This is a genomic window from Coxiella-like endosymbiont (genome assembly GCF_030643785.1).
Lineage (GTDB): Bacteria > Pseudomonadota > Gammaproteobacteria > Coxiellales > Coxiellaceae > Coxiella.
Genome location: NZ_CP094378.1, coordinates 193,003 through 209,850, shown reverse-complemented (window position 1 = coordinate 209,850; position 16,848 = coordinate 193,003). Strand labels below are relative to the sequence as shown.

Sequence of the window (16,848 nt, the reverse complement as noted above, 5' to 3'; positions counted from 1 at the left end):
TTTGTTAACATGAATGTCCGAACAAAAGCAGCGCTTATTTTAAGCGAAGTAATTCAAAAAAAACGATCGCTGACGACTCTTTTACCTTATCAAAGAAATAATAAAGAGCAATCGCTTTTACAAGAACTTTGTTATGGAGTTTTACGCTGGTACTTTAAATTAAAAATCATTACTGAAGCGTTGCTGCATTCACCCTTAAAAAATAAAGATCACGATATATTTTGTTTACTTTTAGTAGGATTTTATCAATTAAATTATCTAAAAATTCCTCCCCACGTAATTGTTTCTCAAACTGTTGAAGCTGCTCAAAATCTTAAAAAACCTTGGGCCAAGGGTTTAATTAACAAATTGTTGCGCCGTTTTATCAGCGAAAAAGAAAAATGGATTGCAATCTCAGAAAAAACACTAGAAGGAAAATACGCACATCCGGAATGGTTTATTCAAGAAATAAAATCGGCTTGGCCTGATCTTTGGGAAGACATTTTAGAAGCCGATAATCATCGGCCACCATTAACATTGAGAGTTAATTTAACTAAAATAAGTCGAGATAATTATCTTAAATTACTAAAGGAAAATAGAATTTCTGCACAAAAATCGGATCCTTCTCCCCCGCCTACTGCCATTTATCTCAAAGAACCTTGTCCTGTTTACCAATTGCCCGGATTTGATAAAGGTTATTGTTCTGTACAAGACATATCAGGACAATATGCTGCTTATCTTTTAAACCTAGAGAATGATCAAACTGTTTTAGACGCGTGTGCTGCACCGGGTAGTAAAACCACTCACATTCTCGAACTTAACTACCCATTGCGACAATTGATTGCAATAGATAAAATCGAACAACGATTGACAAGGATTAAAGAAAATATAATTCGTTTAGATCTATCACAAAAATCCTTACGACTTATAGTGGCTGATGCAGCCCAGCCAAATCAATGGGCAGAGAGAAAAATCACCTTCGACCGAATTCTACTCGACGCCCCCTGTTCTGCTTCTGGCGTCATCAGACGTCATCCGGATATCAAATTACTCCGCCAGCCTTCAGATATAACCCAATACTATGAAGAACAATTGCGTCTTCTAAGCAGTCTATGGCCGCTACTCAACCCTGGAGGTGCCTTACTTTACTCGACGTGTTCTGTCTTGCCTGATGAAAATGAAAAAGTCATTAATGCTTTTTTAACGACGCAACAAACTGCCGCCCAAACATTCGCCCTAAAAGTTCCAGGGGCTATTTCATTAATTCACGGAATTCAACTTCTTCCCGGTCAAAATGGAGGCGATGGATTTTACTATGCGCTATTAAAAAAAATTATTCCTTAAGGTTGTTGTAGTACACAGCTAACACATCACATTTTGCACCATGTAAGGCAGGGTTGGCTGTTGAGCCTAGAAGCGATTGGATACCGTGCCGAGCCGTGACTGCCCACCAGAATCAAATCAACTCCAATAAGAAATTATAAGAAATTTCACTATCTGGTGGTCTGAAGGAACATTCAAATTTAAGGAAATATCTTTTATATGGTTATATGGATATGGATTTCTTAACTTTCTCAAGTAACATATCCTCTATATCCACGCCTGCAGAAATGCCATAAGCAGCACCCTAGCTACCCATATGTTCCACCGCATGAACTAAATACAATTCGGTCCCTTCTGCCACCATTAACTCTTTAGCTCTTTTAATAATCAGTTGATTAGTCGTTAAGTCTAATCAAAGCAAGAAGAATTTTCTTATAGCCCATAACCCCTTCCTTTTCAGAAAGGAACTATATTATAGATTATAGCGATTATAGATTATAGCGCTGTTAAACATAATCCTTCAAAGATCAAAACTGTGTATAACTTGTCATTAGAGGATCGATAGTTTGGATCGACCCAACTTATCCACAAATGTCCACAGGATGTTCTAATTTAATTCTTGCAGAGATGCACAGTGGACTACACTAACAACTCATTAATTTTTAAAAGCTATTAGCTTTATAAACAGTATCAACAGGTTTAGATACAACTATCAAATGAATTCTAAATTATTTAGTAATTATTTAGTTATTAGTGTTTAAAAATCTTAATAGAGACAAAATTACTGAAAGCAGTTAGCAGCCTCTGGTTAGCCGTGAATCTGAGCCAGTAATTCTTAGAAAGCAATTCGTTGTTTGACACGCCGATGCACCCTGATTTATGATTATGAATCTTCTAATTACCTTGATTAGGTGAACGGTTATGAAACGAACCTATCAGCCCAGCAAACTGAAGCGAAATCGCACACATGGCTTTCGGACGCGCATGGCTACTAAAAATGGTCGTCAAGTAATAAATCGGCGCCGAGCAAAAGGCAGAAAACATTTAGTAGTTTGATGAATCATAACTTCTCTACGAGTTGGCGAATCCGTACCACAGCTGAATTTCACCACGTTTACTTGGGACGTCAACGTTTGTTAGGACGCTACTATTTGCTCTATTTTCAAAATAATAATTTAAGTTACCCTCGTTTAGGTGTCGTAGCCAGCCGAAAAAGCTTAAAAAAAGCCGTAATGCGAAATCGTGCAAAACGAATAGTGAAAGAAGATTTTCGTCTGCAAAAGCATCGTCTGCCCTCAATAGACATTGTTTTTATAGCAAAATCTCGATCAGAGGAGGCAAGCAAAAAAGAGTTGCATGAATGTGTAAACCGATTATTCAATCAATTGATCATGTAATCCGAAGTATCTTCCTCAGAATGATTACAATTTATCAATACCTTATAAGTCCTTATATAGGAAGCGCTTGTCGATTTTATCCGAGTTGTTCTTGTTATGCTAAAACCGCTTTTAGCCGATTCAATGTAGTAAAAGCGATTTATTTGACCCTTTCCCGGCTTTTGAAATGTCACCCTTTCAATTCGGGGGGCATAGATCAGGTCCCTAAAAACCACGAAAAATTGATGTAATGATGGATATTAAAAAAGCGATTTTATATATCATTGTGGCCCTTTTAGCTATTACGCTTTTTAACGCTTGGATGCGTGATTATCCGCCTGATCTGGAGCAAAACCCTAAATCGGTGGGTACGGAAGTGAATGAAAAAACATCCACAGACTATACTCCACCCATGTTCACGCCGGATACGGCAGAAAAAACCAGAATCGAAGCGGCGACGGCCTCTACTCTGAATCAAGAAAAAGCTTTCGGAAGGCGGTTAGTTACCGTTAAAACCGATGTTTTAGAACTGGCTATCGATACTCACGGAGGGAATATTGTCTCAGCTAGGTTGCCTAAATATCCGATCTCCTTAGAAGAAAAGCAAACCCGTATTCAAATTTTGAGTAACGATACGGACCGTCTTTACATCGCTCAAAGCGGCCTAACTAACTTGAATGGGGAAGTTCCTATTCATTACACAGCACAAAAAAAACAATATGAATTAGCGAATAATCAAAATAAACTTATTGTTCAATTAATGGCTCAGACTCCTAATGGCTTGCGCATAAGCAAAACCTATACTTTTCATCGTAATGATTATGCTATGCAGATTGCATACCAAGTGCATAATGCCACAACCAAGCCCTGGGAAGGCAACCTCTATACTCAAATTACGCGGCGCGAGCCTACCGCTGAACACAAACATTTTTATCTACGCAGTTATAACGGTGCGGCCATTTCTAGTCCACAAATACCTTATGAAAAAATAACTTATGAAGCAATGGATAAGCAAAATATTAATCGCACTTCCAAAGATGGCTGGATTGCCATGCAACAGCATTATTTTTTAAGCGCTTGGATTTCCGGCAATCCAGATCTTACGTATCATTATTATAGCCATGTTATTCCTTCTGAAAGCGGCCCTAATCTTTACGTTATTGGTTTTGTCAGTCCTCAAATGAGTGTGGCCTCTGGGGAAACAGCTACAAGCTGTGCAACATTTTATGTTGGTCCCGAGGTGGCAAAACGCTTAAAAACATTAGCACCGGGACTAGATCGTACTATTGATTATGGCTGGTTGTGGCCAATTTCGACTTTGTTATTTTGGATCATGAACGCCATCCACGCGGTGGTTAAAAATTGGGGATGGACTATCATCCTGACGACGATTCTCATTAAAATCATTTTTTATTGGTTTTCTGCAAAAAGCTTCCGATCGATGGCTCGAATGCGTGAAATTCAGCCCCGTTTGCAAGCTCTAAAAGAGCGCTATGGTGATGATCGACAAGCATTAAACCGCGCTACAATGGGACTCTATCATAAAGAAAAAATTAATCCATTAGGTGGTTGTTTACCCATGCTAATCCAGATTCCGGTATTTATTTCATTTTATTACGTAATTATTGAAAGTGTGGAATTGCGCCAAGCGCCATTTATTCTTTGGATTCACGATTTATCTGTTAAAGATCCCTATTATATTCTGCCTATCTTAATGGGGCTGAGTATGTTAGCTCAGCAATCGCTATCACCAACCTCTCCCGATCCCGCCCAACAAAAAGTGATGTGGATTTTACCAGTTGTCTTTACGGTATTTTTCATCAATTTTCCTGCCGGTCTTGTATTGTATTGGTTAACTAACAATATGGTACAAACTTTACAGCAATGGTATGTCAATAAAACCTACGAAAGTCATAAAGCTAAATTAAAAATTCGACCGGAAAGAAAGAAAAAATAAAAATTCTACAAAAGTAGAATACGTCGTCTTGTTCAATAAAAAATTCTTTTAATTAAGGGCCGGGGCCCCCTCGCAGTCCGGGTTTTCGGTCCTTGAGAATCTTATTATTCTCTTCTGTTAGCCTTTTCATCTTTTTATCTGTTTTAGCTTTTTATCTGCTTTAGAAAGACTATTGGCTTCTTGTGATTGAGTCTTTCCTATACGAGATTGTCCTCCAGCACCTCGGCCAGCAGTTTTATTCCACCTGATAGGCCCTTGCCATAACAAGCTCCTAAATGTCACTTAGCAAATAAAAAAAATCACCTTTTATCCTTTCTATGCGGCTTTCCATTCCATTTACTACTTATTTCAGATGGTAATGAGTAGCCACGGCTGGTTGAAGGCCCGAGAGTGGTAAGATTATGTTATAATTTACCTTTTTTTGTATTAAGGTCAGTATCCAATGAAATCATTGCCTGAAACCATTGCCGCGCTAGCCACTCCAGCAGGTCGAGGAGGAATAGGTATTATTCGCGTTTCGGGTCCGAGTACGTTCCATATTGCGAAAAGAATCATAGGATTTATTCCAAAACCGCGGTATGCCACCTTGAGTGTATTTAAAGATTCTGAGGGTGCCTTCCTCGATGAAGGAGTTGCCTTGTATTTTCCAAAGCCTCATTCTTTTACGGGTGAGGACGTATTAGAATTACAGGGGCATGGTGGGCCGGTAATTATGGATAGGCTTTTAAAAAATATTATCCAACTAGGAGCTCGATTAGCCCGGCCTGGAGAATTTTCCGAAATGGCTTTTTTAAATAATAAAATTGATTTAGTTCAAGCGGAGGCCATTGCGGATTTAATTAACGCTACTTCGGAACAAGCAGCACGTTCAGCGATTCGTTCGCTTCAAGGTGAATTTTCTAAGCGAATTAATGAATTGGTTAAAGGCCTAGTTGAGTTGCGTACCTATATTGAAGCAGCTATCGATTTTCCCGAAGAAGAAATTGATTTTTTAGTAGATAGAATCCTCCAAGAAAAGCTCAAAAAATTGTTAAAAAAAGTCGAAGAAATTGAAACAACAGCAAAACAAGGAGCTCTATTGCGGGATGGTGTCACTGTTGTTATTGCAGGTGAACCCAATGTAGGAAAATCCAGTCTATTGAACTTTTTAAGCGGGCAAGAAACAGCAATCGTTACCGATATTGCAGGTACTACTCGTGATATTTTGCGAGAATCGATTCATATTGATGGGATGCTGATTCACCTATTGGATACGGCGGGATTACGAATTACTGAGGATATCGTAGAAAAAGAAGGTGTTCGGCGAACTAAAAAAGCTCTTGAGCAAGCCGATCTTATTTTACTAATGGTAGATGCTTCTCAAGCTTCATCAAGAATGATCGAAAAAACTTTAGCCGATCTTTTCTCTGAAAAAGAAAGTCGAGTCCCAGTTATTGTTATTGAAAATAAAATTGATCTGACGGGAGAAAAACCATCCAAGGAAAAGAACAATTACCTACGGATTAAACTTTCCGCTAAAACGGGAGCCGGTATTAAAATTTTAAAAGAACATTTAAAAGAAATCGTGGGATTAAAAACGACGAATGAAAGTAATTTTATCGCTAGGGGTCGTCATTGTGATGCTATTAGAAGAAGCAGAACGTTTCTTCAAAGTGCTTACAAGCAATTGACTCACCAAAGAGCGGGTGAACTCGCAGCAGAAGATCTTCTTCATGCTCAACAAGCCCTATCAGAAATTACCGGTGAATTTACCTCTGACGATTTGTTGGGAAAAATATTCTCCGAATTTTGCATTGGAAAATGATCAAAATAAGAAGTAACCGCTTTATAAAACAATGAATTATGCTAAAATTTACCACATGAAAAGTACCACTCAACAATTCGACGTTATTGTAGTTGGAGGAGGCCACGCTGGAACCGAAGCGGCCCTAGCATCTGCGCGGATGGGTGCTCGAACTTTATTACTTACCCATAACATCGAAACACTCGGCCAAATGTCTTGTAATCCTGCAATTGGTGGAATTGGTAAAACCCAGTTAGTTAAAGAAATAGATGCCTTGGGGGGCATCATGGCTTATGCGACTGATCAATCTGGCATTCACTTTCGCACGCTTAATTCACGGAAGGGCCCAGCAGTTCGTGCGATCCGTGCCCAATCTGATCGCACTCTCTACAAAGCATCCATCCGCCGAGCATTGGAAAATCAGCCAAACCTCTGGTTATTTCAACAAACAGTGATTGATGTAATCCAAGAGCATAATCGAGTGAAAGGTGTCGTCACCCAAATAGGTCTTTGCTTTCATGCTCTTGCTGTCATATTGACCGTAGGAACTTTTTTGAGGGGCAAAATTCACATTGGTATGAAAAATTACAATGGTGGTCGTATGGGGGATCCTCCCACCCTCGCCCTCGCTGAGCAATTACGAACTATGCCCTTTCGGGTAGAACGGTTAAAAACTGGGACACCTCCGAGGATTGATGGGCGGACCATTGATTATTCTCAACTGGAAGAACAACTGGGTGACCAACCCCTACCTGTGATGTCCTATTGGGGAAAGGTAAGCGAACATCCGAAGCAAATTTCCTGTTTTATTACTCATACTAACAAAAAAACCCATGACATTATTCGATCGGGATTGAAAACCTCGCCACTCTTTTCCGGCGTTATTGAAGGTATAGGACCCCGCTATTGTCCTTCTATCGAAGATAAAGTGGTTCGGTTTCAAGATCGTCATTCACATCAAATCTTTTTAGAGCCAGAAGGATTAAATACCCATGAAGTTTATCCCAATGGCGTTTCTACGAGTTTAGATTTTGATGTCCAAGTAGATTTTATTCATAGCATAAAAGGGTTAGAGAATTGCCACATTACCCGTCCGGGCTACGCTATTGAATATGATTATTTTGATCCGCGCGACTTAAAATCTTCTTTAGAAACGAAGTATCTACCAGGACTTTATTTCGCAGGCCAAATTAACGGCACCACGGGTTATGAAGAGGCAGCAGCGCAAGGCCTTATTGCTGGAATTAATGCTGCTTTGCAAATTCAAGAGCGTGAGCCTTGGACGCCCGGGCGCGATGAAGCGTACATTGGGGTTTTAATTGATGATCTCATTACCCGAGGTACTAAAGAACCCTATCGCATGTTCACGAGTCGTTCGGAATATCGGTTATTATTGCGCCAAGACAATGCAGATTTACGACTGACCCAAAAAGGACGGAAATTGGGATGTGTGGACAATGTTCGGTGGGAATCTTTTATCCGTAAAAAGGGAATGATTGAGAAAGAACAACAGCGATTAAAAAAATATTGGATTAGACCCAATACAATTGTGGCGCAAGCTATTGAAACACGGTTTCAACAAATGTTAGAACGAGAATATTCTTTATTAGATCTTTTGCGTCGGCCAGAAATTACTTATTCCCAATTGATGGATATTGAAAAGTTAGGGCCAGCGGTTTTAGATGCGGTTGTGGCTGAACAAATCGAAATTCAAGCAAAATATGAAGGCTATTTAGCCCACCAACGGGGGAAATTTCCCGTCAGAAAAAATATGAAAGCGCACCAATTCCTCCAACAATGAATTATGAAGAAATTTCTGGTTTATCCAATGAGGTCCGCGAAAAATTACTGGAAATTAAACCTACTACCGTGGGTCAGGCGGGTCGCATTCCCGGAGTTACTCCCGCAGCAATTTCCTTATTGCTTGTTCATTTGAAAAAAAGAGAAATTTTCTGAGCATCTCACTTTTTTTCTACAGAAAACGATGAGGGAAGAATTAATTAAAGAAAAATATCGAGGTTCTGAAAATTAATATCTCGGAAGGAGCGCAGCAAACGATACTTGATTTTATTATTTTCTTCAAAAATGGAATCAAGCTTCTAATCTCACTGGAATTACGGATTTCGATACTATAGTGACTTATCATCTCTTGGATAGCTTATTAATTCTTCCTTAATTTAAAAGGACAAACTATTTTAGATATTATAAGTGAGGGGCGGCGGGGGTTTTCCCAGGGCTGCCTTTAGCATTGGACTGTCTAGATAAACATTTTACTCTGCTCGATAGCCAAATCCAAGAAAATTGCTTTTTTACGCCAGACGGTGGCTCATTTTTAGTTAACTAACGTAAGCATGGTAAAATCCCGGGTAGAAAATCTTATCAGCCCAAAGGATACTTTGAAGCAATCACGGCTCGCGCTTTTGGTCCTATCAAGTTTTGTGGATCAGAGCCAACATTTTCTTTGCTCCAACGGACGATGGTTTATAATGAAAGGCACCTATCCAACGGAGGAATTGCAAGCAATCGAACAATTGATTTGGGTAACATCGCTTGCTCGTGCCAGGTTTAATATATCGGAGCGTCATCTTGTCGAGATTAAGAACAGCAGTAATTGCCATAGCCAACCAAAAGGGAGGAGTCGGTAAGACCACGTCAGCGGTCAACCTCGCAGCTTCGTTAGCGGCAGCGAAACTCCGTATTTTGTTAATTGATATGGATCCGCAAGGTAGTGCTACGATGGGCTCAGGAGTGGACAAACAAACCATCACTTCTTCAACTAACGATATCCTTTTGGGAAATGCTACTGCACAACAGGCTATGATCTCTACAGGTTGGAAATACGATTTACTCCCTGCTAATAGTGGTCTTACCGTGGCTGAAGTCCGCTTATTGAAAGCAGGCCAGAAGGAACATTGTTTAGAAGAAGCGTTAAAGCCTATTAAGAATGCTTATGATTTTATTTTGATCGATTGCCCTCCTTCTTTAAATATGTTGACGGTGAATGCGTTAGTCGCGGCAGACAGTGTTTTAATTCCCATCCAATGTGAATATTATGCTTTAGAAGGTTTAACTAGTTTGCTGTCGAGTATCGAGTGGATCCAAAAAGCGGCCAACCCTGCGCTGAAAATCGAGGGATTATTACGAACAATGTACGATGGGCGCAATCGGCTAACTGTGGAAGTTTCTGAACAGTTACTCGCCCATTTTGATGAGAAAGTTTATAAAACAGTTATTCCCCGAAATGTTCGTTTAGCAGAAGCACCCAGCTATGGTTTGCCCGCGATGAAATATGATAAAAGTTCTCAAGGGGCAATTGCCTATTTAGCTTTAGCTGGAGAAATAATGCGTTATCATGAGGTACTACAATGACAGAAAAGCGGGGTCTTGGACGAGGGTTAAGTGAGTTGGGATTAAATGAATTACTGGCTGACATTAACTGCTCAAGCTCGTCATTTTCCGAAGACAGCGAATTAAAAAAATTATCAATCGAGAAGCTCCAGCCGAGTCATTATCAGCCGCGGCGGCACATAAATAAAGAAGCCTTAGAAGAATTAGCCAGTTCAATTCGTTCACAGGGAATCATTCAACCTATTGTTGTTCGATCTCTTGGCACTTATTACGAAATAATTGCCGGTGAGCGTCGTTGGCGAGCAGCACAGTTAGCTGGACTGAAGGAAATTCCTGTTGTTATTCGCTCAATTTCTAATGAAGCCGCCATGGCAATCTCGCTTATTGAGAATATTCAGCGACAAAATTTAAATGTCATAGAAGAAGGGATTGCTTTGCAACGATTATTAAATAAATTTGCCATGACTCATGAGGAAGTGGCTGAAGCTGTCGGTAAATCCCGTGCGAACGTTACTAATCTATTGCGACTCTTAAAATTGAATGCTGATGTCCGTCAATTGGTCGAAGAAGGTCATTTAAATATGGGCCATGCTCGGGCTTTATTGGCGGTGGAAGGGGTGTGCCAAAGCAACATAGCTAAAGACATTGCAAATAAAGGTTTGTCTGTGCGCGAAACGGAAAAAATAATTCGCCAGTTACAAGAGAGTGGAAAAAGTGAAATACTTCGTACTTTTGTAGATCCAGACATTGCTCGCTTACAAAAGGATTTATCAGATAAATTAGGTGCTACAGTGGCCATTCGGCATAATCCAAAAGGTAAAGGCAAACTTGTTATTCATTATAATAGCACGGATGAATTAGAAGGAATTTTAGAACGAATACGATAACAGATGATTTATTTTTTATGGACAAACCGCAAGCAAGTGCAAATTGAATCCAAACTCATTGTCATTACTCATCAATTTTTATTGGATTCAGGAGATGATATCACGCCGCCCGATTTCTTACTCTTAAAGCTCATTTAGACTGTGATTTAGGAATTGGAATCCTAGAAAAAGCCGAATTATTTAATCGTATTGAGAAATCTTTGGACGTTGAAGAATTGGCTGAATCCTTAATAACGGAAGAGCAGCGATTAAAAGACTTGTTCGAAATAATAAAAGAAGCACAACTTCGATACAGCGGAAAAAGCGAGAACTTATTTCAAAGCTTCCTCCCACTCATACAAACCCTTCTGTAGCAAAAAAATTTAATCGAAGTTGTAACTCTTTATGCAAAAAATGATCAAATGGCCACATATTATTTACATAATGAACGAGGGGATGAAAATATTATCGGCTACGAAGAACTTTTTAGTAAAGTAAAAACCTTAACTAACAGATTAATTCATAAAGGGCTTAACGTCCGGGAAAACTGTTGCTATTATGCTTTTTACCTCATATGAATTTTTTTATGCCTTTTTAGGAACTCTACTTTCCGGTGGGTATCCCTGTTCATCTTTATCCTCCATTTCGTATGGATCATCTTGAAAAGTATGCAAATTTTTGGCTGTGCTACAGGTTTAAGTAAATTATTACAAACCTTTATTTTTCTACCTCGAATGCCTTATAAGAAAGCAGTACGGGTTGGGTTTGAAACAATTGTGTAAACGCTTCGCCGATTGCCCAAGTACAAAGAAGTCTTTAAATTTTTAATCGTGCGCATGATATATATCGATGGCTTGAATAGCATCTTTGTTTTCGGACGAATTTATGCGGCAGAAACATTTGGTATGAGTTTTATTATAAGTTTTACATAAGTGCTTGGTTCAGTTTGGGATCGCTTTAAATATCGTGGCCGGTTTAGGTGCTATAGCTTTTGCATGGTTAGATGATTTTTGAGGCCAAAATCTACGATCTTAATTTCCTTTTTGGGTTTTTGGAATGGTGTTTAGCTTAACGGTGGGTCGTCCTGTCCAGAGGCCCCGCTAGTCGATCATTAATAATTAAGCTAACACCGCCTCTCATAATAACCAAGATGTTTGGCTTTTATGTATTTTCGGGGAAAGCCACAGACTTTATTGGGCCCTTGGTTTATTGGCTTCTTTACAGTTCTTTTCAATAGCCAAGAGGTTGGGGAATGAGTGAGGGTTTATTTTATTTTTTGTGAATGTCCTCAAAAGAGACTTATTTTTTTTAACCATTGAATTTATTTTCCCAACTTCCGTATATTTTGACTTAATCTTGAAACCAGCCTATCATTTAAAGAACGCTCAACAATTAGGAGCGTGTATGCATTATTATATTTTTTGTGATTGCTCTGATTGCCGCCATATTTGGATTTATGGGTATATCTGCAGCTTCAGCTGGGATTGTGAAAGTTCTCTTTTTTTAATTCTTATTACTGTTTATATTACTGTTTGTAATTTCGCTTATCGTGTGACCCTTGTTCGAGGTAGAAGATCCCCCCTCTTCCTTATGTCATCCCTAAAACAACTCTCATTAGCAGCTCTTCTTCTTAAGGAGTAAGGCTGTCTAGTAAAATATAAGGAAATTAATTATGCTGATTTGAGTACTAATATTTCTTGTTATTGCGCTTTATCACAGCGCTTTTTGGCTTTACTGGTATTACGCGTGTGTCTTCGGGCATCGCTAAGATTATCTTCTTCATATTTTTAGTTCTTTTTATTATCTTATTGACACTTTATACAATATATTCGATATATTCGAAGACACGAAAGAAGGATGCCGCCAGAGATTCCGATGTATCAACCAACTGCAATTAATGTCCGCTGGGGAATCCCATTCCTAACAGGAGATTCGGAGTGTTAACCTTGTTGCCACCCCTGCCAAAAATCTATATACTCGCGAAATTCTAACCGTTTTTCGGTGGCAGGGGGTGTTAATGTGTCAAAAGTCTCCTTCAAATAAAGTAACACAATCAGCTCGCGTGATTGCTTACCGGATAGTCGGACTGCAAGCAATGATCGTAGTTGTCATTGCCTTGGGATGGTGGATAAAGGGGGCGATAGAGAATCTTTCTGTGCTTCTAGGAGGCATGGCCTGTTTGTTACCGAGCCTCTATTTTGCTCGCCGTTTATTTGCTACCACAAGCCCTCGAGTGGTCAAACAAAGTATGGTCAACTTCTATTTAGGAGAAGTGATCAAATTGGCACTGAGCGCTGGGCTGGTGATTGTAATTATCTTATATATCCCAGTTTCTATTGTGCCGTTTATTATGGGATTTGTGGGAGCCCAATTTGGATTTTGGCTCGCACCATTAGTTATTAAATTAGATAGGGTGTAAATGAGCACACAGGCCAACTTAACATCAGCCGAATATGTTCAGAATCATATGGTCCATTGGAAGCTGAACCTGCATAATTTTACATTTACGGATGGCGGCTTTTGGACACTTAATCTCGATACCCTTGTTACTTCTGTAGTGCTCGGTCTCTTATTTTTTACTCTCTTTTATGTGATTGCACGGTGTGCAACAGCCAATACTCCCGGAAAAGGACAAAATTTTATAGAAATGGTTGTGGAAGCAATCGACAACACTGTTAAAGATTCTTTTCATGGCGATCGAAGTTTGGTGGCGCCGCTAGCGCTGACCATTTTCATTTGGGTATTTTTAATGAATTGTATGGATCTTGTGCCAGTTGATTTAATACCCCGCTTATTTGATTTTGCTGATGTGGACCATTTCAAAGCAGTTCCTACCGCAGACCCCACCTTGACTTTTGCTATGTCGATTACCGTTTTTATTTTGGTTATTTTTTATAACTTCAAAATGAAAGGCGCTATTGGCTTAGGGAAGGAAGTTTTAAGTCGACCGTTTGGCTGGTATCTCATCCCTATTAATGTAATTTTTCGTTTGATTGATGAAGGGGTTAAACCGATTTCCTTGGCGTTGCGACTTTTTGGAAATCTTTTTGCAGGAGAATTAATTTTCATATTAATTGCGTTGTTACCTTGGTGGAGTCAATTTACATTAGGCATAGTTTGGACTGTATTCCATTTGTTGGTGATCACAGTTCAGGCATTTATTTTTATGATGCTGACGGTTGTATATATCAGCCTCTCAGCGGAATCACATTAATATTAAAGAGGAGAAGTTGATGAATATTGCTCAGTTAATTGCAAGTGTGCAAGGGCTTTCAGCAATTGCGGCAGGCTTATTTATTGGGCTTGCAGCTATGGGAACAGCGATTGGCTTTGGGATACTCGGGGGAAGTTTTTGGAAGGTGTGGCTCGGCAGCCTGAATTGTCCACCATGTTGATGATTCGTATGTTTTTAATGGCAGGATTAGTGGATGCATTTGCGGCCATCTCACTAGTGATGGGTTTAATTTTGATTTTTGCTCGCAATCCATTTTTGAATGCCGTAGTAAAAGCTGTAGGCAGAGCCGCCGCTGGTCAATAAAACTAAGCTTGGTTCGTTGTTCGTGTGCGTCGACGAGTAGAAGTGCGCAGTGAAAAGAGGTAATGAGAAAAGAGGTAATTAGAGTGGATATTAATGCGTCGTTGATTGTGCAAACGCTAGTTTTCATAGTCTTTATTGGACTAACGATGAAGTTTATATGGCCGTCGATGATAAACGTGCTGGAAACTCGTCGTAAAAATATCGCGGATGGATTAGCTGCTGCGGAAAATGGCCATAAGGAACTTGAACTAGCAGAAATTAAAGCGAAAGAAGCATTAGTAGAGGCGAAAGCACAAGCGGTTCAAATAATTGAACAAGCAAACCAACGCGCGAATCACATAATTGAAGCTGCTAAAAATAAAGCGCGCGAAGAAGGGGCACAACTTTTGCAGTTAGCAAAAGATGATATTAAACAGGAATACAGTGCAGCAAAAACGGAATTGCTTAAGCAGGTATCTGACATCGCTGTGGCAGGCGCGCAAAAAATTTTGCAACGTGAAGTGGATAAAGCCAGCAATGATTATTTAGTTGATGAATTGGTTAGTGAGATTTAAGGATGGCCTTACATTTAACACTTGCAAGACCGTACGCCAAAGCACTCTTTACGGAAGCTAAAGAGACAGATCAATTAGCCTCTTGGTGGACAGCATTAAATGCACTTGCAAAAATTATTAAAAATAAATCAATAATTCCAATAATTAATAATCCCAATATTTCGCATGAAGAAGCAAAAGATTTGTTGCTTGAGATACTTTCTGAAATTGATCCAGAAATTACTGATATCCCAAAAGAAAGATTGGAAAATTTTCTTCAATTAATGATGGATGAAAAAAGATTAATTGCTTTACCCGATATCGCTTTGCTCTACTACAAGCTTTTAAATGACTATCAAGGTGTAACAAAGGCTGAGATTATATCTGCTTTTTCTTTAAGCAATCACCAGCGGAAGCAATTTAAAAAGAAGCTGGAAAAACGATTTCATGCCGAAGTGAAATTAAAAGTCACAATCGATGAATCTTTGATAGGAGGCGCCATTATTCGCGCCGATAATTGGGTCATGGATGGTTCTATTAGAGGAAAGCTAATCCGATTGGCGGAAAATTTAAAGGGGTAACGTTTTATGACGAGGCAATTACGAGCAGCCGAAATTAGCGACATTATTAAATCGCGCATTGAAAAGTTTGGTATTAAAGCTGAAGAGCGTACGGAAGGCACTATCGTTAATCTCAAAGATGGTATTGTTCGAGTTTATGGGCTGCACGATGTTATGTTCGGGGAAATGATCGAATTTCCAGAAAATACCTTTGGTTTAGCGTTTAATCTCGAGCGTGATTCAGTCGGGGTCGTCGTAATGGGCCCGTATGAACATTTAGAAGAAGGAATGACGGCCAGCTGTACTGGACAAATTTTGGAAGTTCCAGTGGGCGAAGCTTTGTTAGGACGAGTAGTGAATGCTTTGGGCGAGCCTATCGACGGCAAGGGTCCTATTGAAACTACACTCACCTCCCCTATTGAAAAAGTTGCACCCGGCGTAATTACTCGAAAATCTGTAGATACACCTTTGCAAACTGGAATTAAATCAATCGATGCAATGGTTCCGATTGGTCGTGGTCAACGGGAATTGATTATCGGCGATCGTCAAACAGGAAAAACTGCTATTGCTATTGATACGATCATTAATCAAAAGAATACCGATGTAAAATGTATTTACGTTGCCATTGGACAAAAACAGTCCTCCGTTGCAGCTGTGGTGCGCAAATTAGAAGAACACGGAGCGATGGGGCACACCATTGTTGTGAATGCAGGTGCTTCAGAAGCAGCTGCTTTACAGTATTTAGCTCCCTATGCGGGATGCTCAATTGGAGAATATTTTAGAGATCGTGGGCAAGACGCATTAATTATTTATGATGATTTAACTAAACAGGCCTGGGCGTACCGTCAAATATCCCTTTTATTACGTCGCCCACCGGGACGTGAAGCCTACCCGGGTGATGTCTTTTATTTACATTCCCGATTATTGGAAAGAGCAGCCCATGTTAATGAACACTATGTAGAACAATTTATCGAGGGCAAAGTAAAAGGTAAAACCGGTTCGCTTACGGCATTACCCATTATTGAAACTCAAGCGGGTGATGTCTCGGCATTCATTCCGACCAATGTGATATCAATTACGGACGGACAAATTTATTTGGATGTTAATTTATTTAATGCCGGTATTCGTCCTGCTATTAATGCTGGTTTATCTGTTTCGCGAGTGGGTGGGGCAGCGCAAACTAAAATTATTAAAAAATTAATTGGCGATTTGCGAATTGCTTTGGCGCAATACCGTGAGTTGGAAGCTTTTGCTCAATTTGCATCCGATTTGGATGAAACTACTCGCAAACAATTAGACCATGGACAGCGAGTAATGGAAGTGCTGAAACAACCTCAATACCAGCCCTTAAGCGTCGCAGAAATGGCCATTTTGTGGTACGTCGTGAATAATAATTATTTGGAAGATGTAGAGTTGAAAAAAGTAGTAGATTTCGAAAAATCCTTAATAAGTTTCCTTCACGATCAGCATCAAGATTTATTAGACGAGATTAATAAGAATCCGGATTATTCCGAGCGGATGATTGAAAAAATTAAATCCATTATAGAGGAATTTAAGAAAACACAGGATTATTAATTCTGGATAT

At 39.5% G+C, this 16,848-nt stretch carries 17 protein-coding genes and 4 pseudogenes; 20 read left to right on the top strand and 1 reads right to left on the bottom strand.

What is annotated here, in order from left to right; translation table 11 throughout:
- The first annotated feature begins 9 nt into the window (after nucleotides 1–9).
- Nucleotides 10–1,323, top strand: coding sequence for a 16S rRNA (cytosine(967)-C(5))-methyltransferase RsmB (gene rsmB, locus MRH55_RS01075; RefSeq protein ID WP_304985671.1), 1,314 nt, complete (start codon nucleotides 10–12; stop codon nucleotides 1,321–1,323).
- Here the strand turns inward: rsmB and MRH55_RS01070 are convergent.
- A pseudogene (locus MRH55_RS01070) lies at nucleotides 1,313–1,745 on the bottom strand (universal stress protein). The gene rsmB and the pseudogene MRH55_RS01070 sit on opposite strands and share 11 nt — an antisense overlap.
- Before the next feature lie 478 nt (nucleotides 1,746–2,223).
- Here MRH55_RS01070 and rpmH point away from each other — a divergent pair.
- The 19 genes and pseudogenes from rpmH (at nucleotide 2,224) to atpA (ending at nucleotide 16,838) form a co-directional block, all read left to right on the top strand.
- Nucleotides 2,224–2,358, top strand: coding sequence for a 50S ribosomal protein L34 (rpmH, locus tag MRH55_RS01065; protein ID WP_304985670.1), 135 nt, complete (start codon nucleotides 2,224–2,226; stop codon nucleotides 2,356–2,358).
- A complete protein-coding gene (gene rnpA / locus MRH55_RS01060; protein ID WP_304985669.1) occupies nucleotides 2,358–2,699 on the top strand; it encodes a ribonuclease P protein component in 342 nt (113 codons plus the stop codon). Before rpmH ends, rnpA begins: the two co-directional genes overlap by 1 nt.
- Nucleotides 2,663–2,929 (top strand): membrane protein insertion efficiency factor YidD, encoded by a 267-nt coding sequence (gene yidD / locus MRH55_RS01055; protein ID WP_304985668.1) that lies wholly within the window; start codon nucleotides 2,663–2,665, stop codon nucleotides 2,927–2,929. The genes rnpA and yidD overlap by 37 nt, the downstream gene beginning before the upstream one ends.
- A 2-nt stretch (nucleotides 2,930–2,931) precedes the next feature.
- Nucleotides 2,932–4,635 carry a membrane protein insertase YidC gene (yidC, locus tag MRH55_RS01050; protein ID WP_304986191.1) on the top strand — a complete coding sequence of 568 codons (1,704 nt, stop codon included), beginning with the start codon at nucleotides 2,932–2,934 and terminating at the stop codon, nucleotides 4,633–4,635.
- A 442-nt stretch (nucleotides 4,636–5,077) separates the two neighbouring features.
- Nucleotides 5,078–6,439 carry a tRNA uridine-5-carboxymethylaminomethyl(34) synthesis GTPase MnmE gene (mnmE, locus tag MRH55_RS01045; protein ID WP_304985667.1) on the top strand — a complete coding sequence of 454 codons (1,362 nt, stop codon included), beginning with the start codon at nucleotides 5,078–5,080 and terminating at the stop codon, nucleotides 6,437–6,439.
- Nucleotides 6,440–6,494: 55 nt separating this feature from the next.
- Nucleotides 6,495–8,374 (top strand): annotated as a pseudogene (gene mnmG, locus MRH55_RS01040) (tRNA uridine-5-carboxymethylaminomethyl(34) synthesis enzyme MnmG).
- Between the two features lie 157 nt (nucleotides 8,375–8,531).
- Nucleotides 8,532–8,594 (top strand): hypothetical protein, encoded by a 63-nt coding sequence (locus tag MRH55_RS07520; RefSeq protein WP_369421603.1) that lies wholly within the window; start codon nucleotides 8,532–8,534, stop codon nucleotides 8,592–8,594.
- 175 nt (nucleotides 8,595–8,769) lie between these two features.
- Entirely contained in the window at nucleotides 8,770–9,063 is a 294-nt protein-coding gene (locus tag MRH55_RS07515) for a 16S rRNA (guanine(527)-N(7))-methyltransferase RsmG (RefSeq protein WP_369421274.1), read from the top strand.
- Nucleotides 9,005–9,787 carry a ParA family protein gene (locus tag MRH55_RS01035; protein WP_304985666.1) on the top strand — a complete coding sequence of 261 codons (783 nt, stop codon included), beginning with the start codon at nucleotides 9,005–9,007 and terminating at the stop codon, nucleotides 9,785–9,787. The genes MRH55_RS07515 and MRH55_RS01035 overlap by 59 nt, the downstream gene beginning before the upstream one ends.
- Nucleotides 9,784–10,653, top strand: coding sequence for a ParB/RepB/Spo0J family partition protein (locus MRH55_RS01030; protein ID WP_304985665.1), 870 nt, complete (start codon nucleotides 9,784–9,786; stop codon nucleotides 10,651–10,653). Before MRH55_RS01035 ends, MRH55_RS01030 begins: the two co-directional genes overlap by 4 nt.
- 3 nt (nucleotides 10,654–10,656) lie before the next feature.
- Complete coding sequence (locus MRH55_RS01025) at nucleotides 10,657–10,791, top strand: hypothetical protein (RefSeq protein ID WP_304985664.1); 135 nt, start codon at nucleotides 10,657–10,659, stop codon at nucleotides 10,789–10,791.
- Nucleotides 10,792–12,055: 1,264 nt separating this feature from the next.
- Complete coding sequence (locus MRH55_RS01020) at nucleotides 12,056–12,139, top strand: DUF1328 family protein (RefSeq protein ID WP_439647902.1); 84 nt, start codon at nucleotides 12,056–12,058, stop codon at nucleotides 12,137–12,139.
- A gap of 190 nt (nucleotides 12,140–12,329) precedes the next feature.
- Nucleotides 12,330–12,443 (top strand): annotated as a pseudogene (locus tag MRH55_RS07970) (DUF1328 domain-containing protein); the annotation flags it as partial.
- Nucleotides 12,444–12,649: 206 nt separating this feature from the next.
- Nucleotides 12,650–13,051 carry an ATP synthase subunit I gene (locus MRH55_RS01010; protein WP_304985663.1) on the top strand — a complete coding sequence of 134 codons (402 nt, stop codon included), beginning with the start codon at nucleotides 12,650–12,652 and terminating at the stop codon, nucleotides 13,049–13,051.
- A complete protein-coding gene (gene atpB, locus MRH55_RS01005) occupies nucleotides 13,052–13,846 on the top strand; it encodes a F0F1 ATP synthase subunit A (RefSeq protein WP_304985662.1) in 795 nt (264 codons plus the stop codon).
- 19 nt (nucleotides 13,847–13,865) lie between these two features.
- Nucleotides 13,866–14,170, top strand: a pseudogene (atpE, locus tag MRH55_RS01000) (F0F1 ATP synthase subunit C).
- Nucleotides 14,171–14,253: 83 nt separating this feature from the next.
- Complete coding sequence (locus tag MRH55_RS00995) at nucleotides 14,254–14,724, top strand: F0F1 ATP synthase subunit B (RefSeq protein WP_304986190.1); 471 nt, start codon at nucleotides 14,254–14,256, stop codon at nucleotides 14,722–14,724.
- Nucleotides 14,725–14,726: 2 nt separating this feature from the next.
- Nucleotides 14,727–15,284: a F0F1 ATP synthase subunit delta gene (locus MRH55_RS00990; protein WP_304985661.1), complete on the top strand. Its 558-nt coding sequence runs from the start codon at nucleotides 14,727–14,729 to the stop codon at nucleotides 15,282–15,284.
- 6 nt (nucleotides 15,285–15,290) lie between these two features.
- Nucleotides 15,291–16,838, top strand: coding sequence for a F0F1 ATP synthase subunit alpha (gene atpA, locus MRH55_RS00985; RefSeq protein ID WP_304985660.1), 1,548 nt, complete (start codon nucleotides 15,291–15,293; stop codon nucleotides 16,836–16,838).
- Nucleotides 16,839–16,848: the final 10 nt, after the last annotated feature.